The 11,827-nt window shown below is 38.3% G+C and carries 10 protein-coding genes; all 10 read right to left on the bottom strand.

The features are described 5' to 3' along the window. Positions 1–16: 16 nt before the first annotated feature. The 10 genes from ABDZ53_RS05585 to mnmE all read right to left on the bottom strand — a co-directional run bounded on the left by ABDZ53_RS05585 (position 17) and on the right by mnmE (position 11,417). Positions 17–874 carry a helix-turn-helix domain-containing protein gene (locus ABDZ53_RS05585; protein WP_343754605.1) on the bottom strand — a complete coding sequence of 286 codons (858 nt, stop codon included), beginning with the start codon at positions 872–874 and terminating at the stop codon, positions 17–19. A gap of 161 nt (positions 875–1,035) precedes the next feature. Next, positions 1,036–1,716, bottom strand: a complete 681-nt coding sequence (gene phoU / locus ABDZ53_RS05580) for a phosphate signaling complex protein PhoU (RefSeq protein WP_343754604.1) — start codon at positions 1,714–1,716, stop codon at positions 1,036–1,038. A 26-nt stretch (positions 1,717–1,742) separates the two neighbouring features. Then, complete coding sequence (gene pstB / locus ABDZ53_RS05575; protein WP_425541678.1) at positions 1,743–2,507, bottom strand: phosphate ABC transporter ATP-binding protein PstB; 765 nt, start codon at positions 2,505–2,507, stop codon at positions 1,743–1,745. Next, positions 2,507–3,322 (bottom strand): phosphate ABC transporter permease PstA, encoded by an 816-nt coding sequence (pstA, locus tag ABDZ53_RS05570; protein WP_343754602.1) that lies wholly within the window; start codon positions 3,320–3,322, stop codon positions 2,507–2,509. The genes pstB and pstA overlap by 1 nt, the downstream gene beginning before the upstream one ends. Positions 3,323–3,324: 2 nt before the next feature. Beyond that, positions 3,325–4,170: a phosphate ABC transporter permease subunit PstC gene (gene pstC / locus ABDZ53_RS05565; protein ID WP_343754601.1), complete on the bottom strand. Its 846-nt coding sequence runs from the start codon at positions 4,168–4,170 to the stop codon at positions 3,325–3,327. Between the two features lie 110 nt (positions 4,171–4,280). Next, positions 4,281–5,213, bottom strand: a complete 933-nt coding sequence (locus tag ABDZ53_RS05560) for a substrate-binding domain-containing protein (RefSeq protein WP_343754600.1) — start codon at positions 5,211–5,213, stop codon at positions 4,281–4,283. 188 nt (positions 5,214–5,401) lie between these two features. After that, the gene (pnpS, locus tag ABDZ53_RS05555; protein WP_343754599.1) at positions 5,402–7,186 is read right to left on the bottom strand and encodes a two-component system histidine kinase PnpS; all 1,785 of its coding nucleotides are present in this window, start codon (positions 7,184–7,186) and stop codon (positions 5,402–5,404) included. Beyond that, positions 7,183–7,884 (bottom strand): response regulator, encoded by a 702-nt coding sequence (locus ABDZ53_RS05550; protein WP_343754598.1) that lies wholly within the window; start codon positions 7,882–7,884, stop codon positions 7,183–7,185. Before ABDZ53_RS05550 ends, pnpS begins: the two co-directional genes overlap by 4 nt. A gap of 190 nt (positions 7,885–8,074) precedes the next feature. Beyond that, positions 8,075–9,967 carry a tRNA uridine-5-carboxymethylaminomethyl(34) synthesis enzyme MnmG gene (mnmG, locus tag ABDZ53_RS05545; protein WP_343754597.1) on the bottom strand — a complete coding sequence of 631 codons (1,893 nt, stop codon included), beginning with the start codon at positions 9,965–9,967 and terminating at the stop codon, positions 8,075–8,077. A gap of 43 nt (positions 9,968–10,010) precedes the next feature. Then, on the bottom strand, positions 10,011–11,417 hold the full coding sequence (gene mnmE, locus ABDZ53_RS05540) for a tRNA uridine-5-carboxymethylaminomethyl(34) synthesis GTPase MnmE (RefSeq protein WP_343754607.1): 1,407 nt from the start codon (positions 11,415–11,417) through the stop codon (positions 10,011–10,013). Positions 11,418–11,827: the final 410 nt, after the last annotated feature.

Genomic DNA, 11,827 nt, shown 5'->3' with positions numbered 1-11,827 from the left:
TTCCCAGTCCCATTATTTAGTCTATTTTGAACTTTCCAATACTCTCCTGAGCCATTTTAATGATTAAGGTAAATTTTTCATTTTGTTGAATATCAAAGATAGTATAGGCTTTTTCATAGGCATCTAACGCTTCAGTCAATTGATTTAACTTCTCTAAGCAGTACCCTTTGTAATAGAAGAAATCGCCTAAATAAGCGAGTGTTTGTTTATGAATAAGTAAATCCAACCCTTTAAAAACGATATCTAAACTTTCTTCATATTTCTTCTGTTCAATAAGCGCTTTGACATAATTCAGGAGCAAAGCGGCCTTCTTTTGGCAATCCATCCACTCCGCAAACGACACTATGCCTTCTCTATAGTATACTTCTGCCTTCTGGTATTCTTTTTTCTTTAAATAGATTAGTCCGATACTGTCTATAATTTCCAGCCTCAAATCCCCATCTTTCACATTCTTTTCCATTTCAACCAAATGCTCTAGCGCTTTATCCAGATCTCCATCTTGATAAGCATACAGCAAGCTTTTCACCCATTCAAAAAAAGTTTTATCTCCCCCCGAAGATTGTGCGATAACGGCTTCATTCGTATCAAGCAAGTAATGAACGGATTCATACTCTTTTCTTTTTAATTGTTGACGAATCAATTTAGTTAAAGTTGCATGTCTCGAATAAGGACTGCCTTCTAACTCTCCCCCGTAAAAGTAATACATCGAGACATCCAGTCTTTCAGCTACCTTTTCCATTAACTCTTTACTCGGTTTTACTTTCTTTTTTTCAATCCGACTAATCATGGCTTGTGTGCAAATCCCCGAAGCAAGCTCGGCCTGAGTCATGTGAATTTCTTTTCTCCTTTTCTTAATCTTCTCCCCTATGCGCATACCCTTTTTTCCTCTCATTATATTTTCATTATAACTACAATAGTATTAAGTTATTATACACAATCATATTAGTTATTACTATATCAAATATTGTTTTATCAACCTTTAAACAAAAAAAGACTAAAAGAACGACTCTTCTAGTCTTTAATAATTGTCTCATATTAATCTAATTTTTCAAGGGTGTGATGCGTATTTAATTCTTGAATTTCTCCCGTATCATAGTAGAGAATCCACTCAGAAATATTTGTGATGTAATCGCCCATTCGTTCTAAATACGTACTGACTAAAATATAGTCTGTCGCTCCTAAAACCAACTCCGAGTCTTTTCTCATTTCTTCAATACTGTCTCTTCTAATCTGATTGGCCAATTCATCAATTTCGTTATCGCGTTCTGCTATTTCTACCGCTTTTTTTGCATCATATTGAACATAAGCTTCGATAATGTCCTGACCCATGCGCATAATTTTATCTCCAGCTAAAGAGATTAAATCTTCTATGTCTTTTTTACGCTTGGTTCCTTTCACTCGAATCGTTGACTTTGAAATACTCACAGCGTGATCCCCGATTCTTTCCAAGTCAGCACATGCTTTCATTACTGTAATTATTTTTCTTAAATCTCCCGTAACAGGCTGCTGTAAGGCGATTAATTCAATACTTTCTTGTTCCAGTTGGTGCTCTATGGCATTGATTTTTTTATCTTCTTCAATGACTTTTTTAGCTAATTCTTTATCATGGGTGACAAAAGCCTTCACCGCTTTGTAAATAGCTTCATTGACTCGGTTTCCCATCTGCGAAAACGTTCTGTGCATTCTCTCAAGTTCTTCATCATACGCTCTTCTCATTCGTTTTCCTCCTACCTGTTCATTATTTAACCAAATCGTCCAGAAATATAATTTTCTGTTTCTTGCTCACTAGGGTTAGTAAAAATCTTTCTTGTGACATCTGATTCAATTATATGCCCATTTAAGAAAAAGGCTGTTCGGTCTGAAATTCTGGATGCCTGCTGCATGTTATGAGTCACCATGACTATGGTGTAGTCTTCTTTTAATTGAGAAACCAGTTCTTCTATTTTGGCCGTTGAAATAGGGTCCAAAGCACTTGTCGGCTCATCCATCAGTAATACTTCCGGTTCAACGGCTAGGGCACGTGCAATACAAATACGCTGTTGTTGCCCACCTGAAATAGATAAGGCATTTCTATCCAAGTGATCTTTCACTTCATCCCAAATAGCAGCCTGTTTTAAACTTCTTTCCACAATTTCATCTAATTCGTTTTTCTTTTTAATTCCATGCGTACGCGGTCCGTAAGCAATATTATCATAGATACTTTTTGGAAACGGGTTAGGCTGCTGGAATACCATTCCCACATTTTTTCTCAAATTGTTTAAGTCCGTTTTTTTACTGTAGATATCTTTCCCATCTAGTTCAACTGTTCCTTCGATCCGACAGTTTGGAACCAGGTCGTTCATTCGGTTAAGTGTTTTAATAAATGTCGATTTCCCACATCCAGATGGGCCGATAAAGGCAGTGATTTCATTTCGGTTAATATCCAAATCGACACCATGCAAGGCTCTGAAATCCCCATACCATAACTTTAAATCTTCTACCTTTATTTTTACTTGGGTAGCCACTATTATTTTCCTCCTTTAGATAAACGATTACTGATAAAAGTGGATAATCCGTTGATCAGTAATACAAACAATAATAAGACAACTGCTGTCGCATAGGCTTGGTCCACGTTATGGCCTTCGCCAGACAGAATATACATATGCAGAGATAAGGTTCTTCCTGAAGCCATCAGACTTTTTGGCAGTAAAGTGGCTGTTCCTAAAGTAAACATTAAAGCCGCTGTTTCACCTATGACTTTTCCTGTAGCTAAAATCACGCCTGATAAAATACCCGGCATAGCAACAGGCAGAACGACTGTAAATAACGTACGCAATTTCCCAGCACCCAATGCATAACTGGCTTGTCTGAGAGGCATACCTGTGGCTATCAGTGCTTCTTCTGTCGCACGTATAATAACTGGAAGAGTCATGATAGTCACTGTTAAAATACCTGCAAGTAAGGAAAACTGAAGGCCCAAAAAAATGACAAAAAACATCATTCCGAACAGTCCATAAATAATGGACGGAATACCGGCTAATGTATCAGTTGCCATACTAATCGCTCGGACCACTTTACTATCTTTGTTCGCATAATCTACGAGATAAAAACCTGTAAAAACACCAATTGGCGTTGCAATGAACAAGGTTCCAAATACAACATAAAGAGTGGTGATTAAAGCCGGCATCATCGATACGTTTTGAGTCGTATATTCCCATTCAAATAAAGAGGGAGTCAAGTACTGGACACCATTATACAAAATGTATATAACCAGGTAGGCTAATACACCAAAGGTAAAAATCGTCGACAAATAGACTAACCCTTTTATTATTTTGCTTCCCATTTTTACTTATCCCCCTTGTTCTTGACGTATAAAAAGACGCCGTTAATAACCATGACAAAGACGAATAAAACGACACCTGTAGCAACTAATGCATCGCGGTGTTGACCTGAAGCATAGGCCATCTCCATTACGATATTGGTTGTCAGAGTACGTACGCCTTTCGTTAATCCTTGGGGCATGATAGGCTGATTTCCGGCAACCATAACGACTGCCATTGTTTCACCAATAGCTCGTCCCACACCTAGGACAATACTGGAAAAAATACCTGATTTAGCTGCTGGAACTAATACAAAAAAGATACTTCTTTCCGGACTTGCACCTAGGGCCACGCTGCCTGAATAATAGGACCTCGGAACGGATCTTATAGCTGATTCCGATAGGGAAATCACAGTAGGTAAAATCATAATTCCAAGAAGCAGTATAGCTGCCAGCATACTGTTTCCTGCCCCGCCAAATGTATCTCGTACCCAAGGAACAATAATACGCAAGGCAAAAAATCCGTATATTATAGAGGGAATACCGGCCATTAAGTTTACAGCTGGTTTCAGAAATTTATATAATTTGGGCGGACAAAACTCTGCCATGAAAATAGCAGTCAGTACACCTACTGGCACACCAATAATAACAGCGCCCACTGTTACTAAAATGGAACCAATGATCATGGGGAAAATGCCAAAGGTTGTTCGATTCCAAGTCGTTCCGAAAATGAAATCAAATACTCCGTAATCAATCATCATTGGCAATCCATTAGAAAATATGAATACAACAATAACAATTAATGAGAGTATCGATGTGATAGCTGCGAGTAGAAATACACCGTGCATCACTTTTTCTTTGATATCACTCATATAAGCCTTCCTTTCAAGTCTTTCTAATCAGAGATAAGGGGCAAAGAATCATCCATCATCTTCTCTGCCCCGTACCCGATTATTTAGTTAGCACATCTATGTTTGGTGAATTAATCTAAGATTTCATCCCAAGTACTGACATTTCCACTAAAGATATCTGCGACTTGATCGACAGATAATGATTCAAGTGGATTGCTTGGGTGAACAATGACTGAAATGCCATCTAAAGCAACAGGCATAACTTCTGTTACTTGACTGGTTTCCTCATCATCCAAGTCGCGTGAAGCCATACCAATATCAGTTGTTCCTTCAATAGCAGCTGTTACTCCTGCACCTGACCCAGTTGAGTGAACAGATATTTGAACATCCGGATGAATCTCACTGTACGCCTCAGCTAAGGCCTCAACTACTGGATAAACGGAAGTCGATCCATTGATGTCAATTGTACCTGAAAGCTCAAGGTCGCTTCCCTCATATGCTGGAGCTTCAGTATCTGCTTGAATGTAACCTACTTCTTCTACTATTTCTTGTCCTTCAGCCGTAAACATGAAATCCCAGAAATCTTGAGCTTGTTCACTTAGGTCTTCTCCGACAATAACGTTAAAGTTACGTGCAATGCTGTAGTCCCCTGATAAAATATTTTCAGCTGTTGCATCTACTCCGTCAATTTGAACAGGTTTAATGTCATCATTTAAAGCTCCAACAGATGTGTAAGCAATAGCATACTGGTCATCTGCAACTGTTGTGTTAACAGCATTCGTTCCTTGTTGAGCTGTCGCAGCCGGATCAATTAAATCGTTGTCTCCATCAGTTAGTCCAACCATTTCTGCAAACGCATCGCGTGTTCCAGATCCTACTTCACGTGTCACGAGATGAAGTGTGCTCGATGTATCGAAATCAGATGAATCTGAATTATCTTCAGATGTATCAGTTGCCGTGTCGTCTCCAGTGTCAGTTTCTGCATCGTCTCCGTTGTCAGCTCCACAAGCCATTAATGTAGCAGATACTCCTAAAATTGTTCCCCATTTAAATAATTTTTTCACAGTTATTCTCCTTCTAAATAAGTTATAGACATCTCCTGTCTTCATTACTTACTATAGAGCAGCTTTATTAGAACACTATATATTTTCCGTTTGTTTTATGTAAAGGAATGTAAAATTAATGTAAATCCATCTGTGAAAACGTATTAAAACAGCCTTTATTTGTTATGGTCAAAAAAATACCAACAGCTTTAGTCGCCATTGGTATTGTTTATCTGTTTGAAGGGAAGCCAAACGGTAAAATCAGATCCCTTTTTCACTTCGCTTTTTAACGTAATTCTTCCATTATTATTTTCCAAAATCCATTTCACAATAGATAATCCTAAACCAGTCCCGCCCACATTCCGGCTTCGCGCTTTATCCACTCGGTAAAAACGCTCAAAGATACGGCTTTGTTGATCTTTAGGAATACCGACTCCGTTATCTTTAACAGAAATCACAGCTTCATGTCCAATCTGTCTAACATACACAGTGACTTCTCCTCCATCATGCGTATAGGAAACAGCATTGGCAATTAAATTGAGTAACACTTGTTTCAACTGATCCCGATCAATCTCGATTTCAAGAGGTTCCGGTTCTTTTACTTTAAACTGAATCTTTCTCAGCTCTATTTTTTGAAGCAGAATGGTTTTTATCTCTTCAATCACTTCTGTTACTCGTACCCTTTCAGCCGCACTCGTTATTTTTCTCTGTTCCAGTTTAGATAACTGTAAAATATCCTGTACCATTGTATCCAGACGACTGGATTCATTGTAAATAATAGTTAAAAACTCCACTAAAACTTCTTCATCTTCTAAAGCTCCGTCTAAAAGTGTTTCAGCAAAACCTTTAACGGCTGTTATCGGTGTGCGCAATTCGTGAGAAACATTTGCTACAAAATCTGTTCTTACCTTTTCTAGCCTTCTGATTTCAGTAATATCGTAAAGCAACACAATGTAATTAATTGGCAGGTCTGTTTGTCCAAAAATAGGAACGACGTTCACATCTATTATTCTTTCTTCTGGAAAGTATAAGGTGACTTCTTTATTTTGAAGTTTTTTCTTCTTAAAGGCTTTTTCTATTAATTCCACAAGCCCTGCACTATAAATCCCTTCGTTGTACGTTCTGCCTATGTTTCCATAAAGGTTTTCTCCCAGTATTTCATTCATGGCTGGATTGACCATGTCTATTTTACGTTCATTATCGACCACCATAACGCCGATAACTAAATGGTTAATCAACTCTCGTAACTGGGTCTCATTTTCTTCAATCTCTTGTACTTGATAATCCAAACTAGTCGCCAGCTCATTTATCGTGCGCCCGAGTTCATCAATCTCCTTATAAGAATTCCCTTTGTATTTTGCTGTATAATCCTTTAAGGATAACTTTTCTGCCACCTGTTTGATATGTCCGAGCGGTTGTGTGATTTGTTTTGTCCAATACTGCGTGAACAGTAACGAGACAATAATGGCTATACCCATGAAAGCAGCTAAAGCCAACATCGTCTGGTTGGTCACACCCACCATTTCTTCTATGCTTTTAGATAAGCGTATAAAGCCGAGCTCTTCTCCATTACTATCCTCTAAATAGGTCGCTGTATAATAGAGGACTTCCCCTGTGCTCTCACTTTCTCTATCATAAACCCCAACCTGTTCTCCGCTTATCACTTGCTGAATTTCCGGGCGATCGATGTGATTCTCTAATGTACTAGCATCTGCGTGAGAATCATATAGGACCTCTCCTGTTAAAGAAACCAAAGTAATTCTTTCGGATATAATTTCAGCTGTATCAGAAAGAGAATCAATCAGGTCATCCGGTTCATCCACTCTCTCGTCCAGTTGACTCGACAAGGTCAGCAATTGAGCTTGCAAATCTTCACCTTGCTGTTCCAGAGTCTGACTTTCTAAAATAGAAGAAATTAAAAAGAGAAATAACAAGGTAAACAGAATAAGAAATAAAGACAAGAGGGAGAGGATCTTTATTCTTAATTGCTTCATTTGGGATCCTCTAATTTATATCCAAACCCACGAGCCGTTTTAATGTATTGCGGTTCTTTAGGGTTGTCTTCAATTTTTTCACGTAAATGACTAATGTGTACATCAACAATGCGTGTTTCACCAGAAAAATCAAAATCCCAGACGGCTAGTAAGAGTTGTTCTCGGCTTAATATACGGTTACTGTGTTTAGACAAATATAGTAGAAGTTCAAATTCCTTAGGAGTGAAATCTACTTTTTCTCCTCTTACAAAGACTTCGTATTTCTCAGGATAAATTTGAACGTCTCCGAAAACAATTTCTGATTCTTTTTCCTCTTCTAGCTTCGACGGTTGTTTCTCTAATCGTCTGAAAATAGCTTTCATTCGAGCCAACACTTCTCTTGGGCTGAAAGGTTTAGTGATATAGTCATCTGCACCAATTTCTAATCCGACAATTTTATCAATTTCCGAATCCTTAGCTGTCAGCATAATAACGGGTGTGTCCACTTTTTCCTGTCGCAATTCCCTACACACGTCCATTCCATCTTTGGAAGGCAACATGATATCTAACAGGATAATGGAGTAAGTATTTTCTTTCGCCATGTCAAAGCCTTCTTGTCCATCCATAGCTACATCCACTTCATATCCTTCTTTTTCTAAATTGTACTGAAGTAACTTTACAATCGACAACTCATCTTCTACCATTAGTACTTTTTTCATAAAATCCTTCCTCATCTCCATTATTTTGTCAGCTGCTCTTTACACACTTATCATAAGCATTACTGATTTTGAAAACAATCCCTTCTTTTCAAAATTAGTTTACCAGAAATAAAATAAAAGTCTCGGATGGGCGGACAATTTATAATTATACAAAAAAGCATTGGTATCAAACCAATGCTTTTCTTCTTCTTTAATTTTTAACTTTTTGAATATCTCCCTGCTCAACATACACCATTAAAATGGAAATATCTGCAGGATTCACTCCACTAATTCGGCTGGCTTGAGCAATCGTAGCCGGTTGTATTTTAATCAGCTTTTCTCTCGCTTCCGTTGCCAGACTATTAATCGCATTGTAATCGATGCCTTCTGGAATCCGTTTGTTTTCCATCCGTTTCAATTTGTCTGCTTTTCGAATAGCTTTGTTTATATAGCCTTCATATTTTATAAAAATCTCTACTTGTTCTTTCGCTTCTTTAGATAATTCTTCTTCCGGAGCAGTGAATTTAACTATATCATTATATTTAACATACGGTCTTTTCATGAAGTCGTAGGCAAGCATCCCATCTTTCAATGGTTTTTCGCCTTTTTCTTCTAAATAGTCCGCTACTTCTTTTGGTTTCAAACGAATCGTTTTTAAGCGTTCCAATTCTTTTTCAACTGCTTCTTTTTTATCCAAGAATGCCTGGTATCTTTCTTCAGAAAGCAAGCCTAGTTCGTATCCTATTTTACTTAAACGGAAATCCGCATTATCATGGCGCAGTAAGAGACGGTATTCTGCTCGTGAAGTCAGTAAACGATAGGGTTCATTCGTCCCTTTTGTCACTAAATCATCGATCATAACCCCAATATAGGCTTCATCGCGTTTTAAAACGAGTGGTTCTTCGCCTTGGATTAAACGCGCAGCGTTGATACCAGCCATTAAGCCTTGGCCACCTGCTTCTTCATATCCTGACGTTCCGTTCATTTGACCAGCAGTAAACAAACCGTCAACCAGTTTAGTTTCTAAAGAGGGGCGCAATTGATACGGTTTAACCACATCATACTCGATGGCATAACCGGTACGCATCATTTTAGCGTTCTCCATCCCTTCAATGGTTTGAAGAACAGCTAATTGTACATCTTCTGGTAAAGAAGAGGATAAACCTTGTACATAAATTTCATCGGTGTCTTTTCCTTCTGGTTCCAAGAATATCTGGTGACGCGGTTTATCACTAAAGCGAACGACTTTATCCTCAATAGAAGGACAGTAACGTGCGCCGACTCCTTCAACAATCCCTGTAAACATAGGTGCCCGGTGCAGATTTTCACGGATAATATCATGGGACTGACCGTTTGTATATGTTAAGAAACAAGACACTTGTTCTTCTAGATACGCTTCATCAGGTGTTTCAAAACTGAAGTGATGCGGTTCAACGTCACCTGGCTGCTCTTCTGTTACAGAGTAGTCAATTGAATTTTTATGCACTCTAGGAGGTGTACCTGTTTTGAAACGATCTAATTCAAAACCTAATTTCAATAAGTTTTCGGATAATTTAATACTAGGCAACGTATTATTCGGGCCAGAAGAATATTTTAATTCTCCCACAATAATTTCACCCCGTGAAGACGTCCCTGCCGTTAGTATCACTGCTTTGGCGCGGTAAATCGCTCCAGTATGAGAAACAACACCTTGTATTGTATTGTCTTCTACTAATAGCTCTTCAATGATTCCTTGTTTTAAATCTAAGTTTTCAGTTGCTTCCAAAGTTTTTTTCATTTCATTCGAATACATGTATTTATCAGCTTGTGCTCTAAGAGCTCGTACAGCGGGGCCCTTTGCCGTATTTAACATACGCATTTGAATATAGGTTTTGTCTATATTCCGTCCCATTTCTCCACCTAAAGCATCGATTTCACGTACGACGATTCCTTTTGCAGGTCCGCCAATAGATGGGTTACATGGCATATGGGCAACCATGTCTAAATTTATCGTAACAAGTAGTGTGCTGGCTCCCATTCTGGCAGAAGCTAAAGCCGCTTCTGACCCGGCATGTCCGGCACCTACTACAATAACATCATAATTTCCAGCTTCATATGTTTGCATAGCGTGTTCCTTTCTCATTTTAATTTCGTTTCGGGTATCCTAATTATTTTCCTAAACAGAACTGGCTGAATAATTGAGTAATTAGTTCGTCTTGGACACTTTCTCCAGTGATTTCTCCCAATAAGTCCCATGCTCTTGTCATATCGATTTGGACTAGATCAACGGGCATCCCTGTTTCAATTCCTTCTATAACATCGTCAAAAGCTTCAATCGTCTCATGTAGTAAAGCAATATGTCTGACATTCGACACATACGTGGCGTCTTTTTCGCCTGTGTTTCCGGCAAAAAATAGTTCCGCAATTTTTGCTTCGAGTTCATCTAATCCTTTTTGCGTCACAATCGATGTCTGGACAATGCTCTCTGGATCAACTTTTTCTTTTAAATCATCTAGATTTAATTGATTTTCCAAATCTGTTTTATTGAAAATAATTAATCGGTGGTGTTCTTCTGTCGCTTCCAGCAATAACTCATCTTCTGGAGTTAAAGGCTCACTTTGATTTAAAACAAGTAGAATTAAATCTGCTTCACTCAAAGCTTTTCGGCTTCGCTCAACTCCAATCCGTTCAACAATATCTTCTGTCTCACGAATTCCAGCAGTATCAATCAATCGAAGAGGCACACCTTTCACACTGACGTATTCTTCAATCACATCACGTGTGGTCCCCGCAATATCTGTCACAATAGCCTTATCTTCTTTTAATAGAACATTCAATAAACTCGACTTTCCAACATTTGGGCGGCCAATAATCGCTGTGGCTAGACCTTCTCTTAATATTTTTCCGTGACTCGCTGTTTCAAGCAAGGCTTCCACTTGATTCTTGACTTGTTCAGCTTTTTCGATTAATAACTGAGAAGTCATTTCTTCTACATCATCGTATTCCGGGTAATCAATGTTTACTTCTACTTGTGCTAATGTATTTAAAATGTCCTGACGCAAGTTTTTTATTAAACGCGATAGATTCCCGTCTAATTGGGTGACAGCCATATGCATCGCCTTGTCTGTCTTCGCTCGAATGACGTCCATAACAGCTTCTGCCTGGGATAAATCAATTCGTCCATTTAAAAAGGCGCGTTTGGTAAATTCTCCCGGTTCGGCTAATCGTGCGCCATTTTGCAACACGGTTTCTAGTACTTTATTGACTGAAACAATGCCGCCATGGGTATTGATTTCTACAATATCTTCTCTCGTATAGGTTTTAGGTTCTTTCATAATGGTTACCATGACTTCATCTACCGGAGTATCCGTTTTAGGATTAACAATATGCCCGTAGTGAATGGTGTGTGACGGTTGATCGGCTAATTTTTTAGATCCTAATCGGTAAACACGGTCTGCAATCTCTAACGCTTCATCCCCACTGATTCGGACAATGCCAATCCCGCCCTCTCCAGGTGGGGTAGAAATTGCTGCAATGGTATCAAATTCAATGGCCACTTTTACTTTCCCCCTCATTTTTTTCACAAAAAAAAGCGCCTGGTCCACTCCAAAAAAGTATACATTTCTGCTACAGTCTGGGGCGGAATAGCACTTTCACTACTAATTCCTGTATTTATAACTCTATTTTTTGTTTCAACATGGTAAATAATATAAGTTATCCGTATAAAAGTCAACCTTTTTAACTTATTTTTAATAAGTGTTTTGTGAACAATTCGTTACAATGAAGGACTTTCCGACTCATTATAACCGGATAAATTTATTAATTTATAAAGAGAGCCTTTTCATTAAAGATATGATAAACTTATGTGTAAAATAACGTGTGTGTTTACAACGGGAGATGACAACATGTATAAGATAAAAAACAATATGATTGCTTCGCAATCTAAGCCATGACAGAAAAGAGAGAGTATCCTATAATTAACATA

Origin of the sequence: Alkalibacterium iburiense (genome assembly GCF_039521845.1) — a bacterium.
GTDB classification, from domain to species: Bacteria; Bacillota; Bacilli; order Lactobacillales; family Carnobacteriaceae_A; genus Alkalibacterium; species Alkalibacterium iburiense.
The sequence above is the reverse complement of the archived record's forward strand: the minus strand, read 5'-3'. Positions and strand labels throughout refer to the sequence as shown.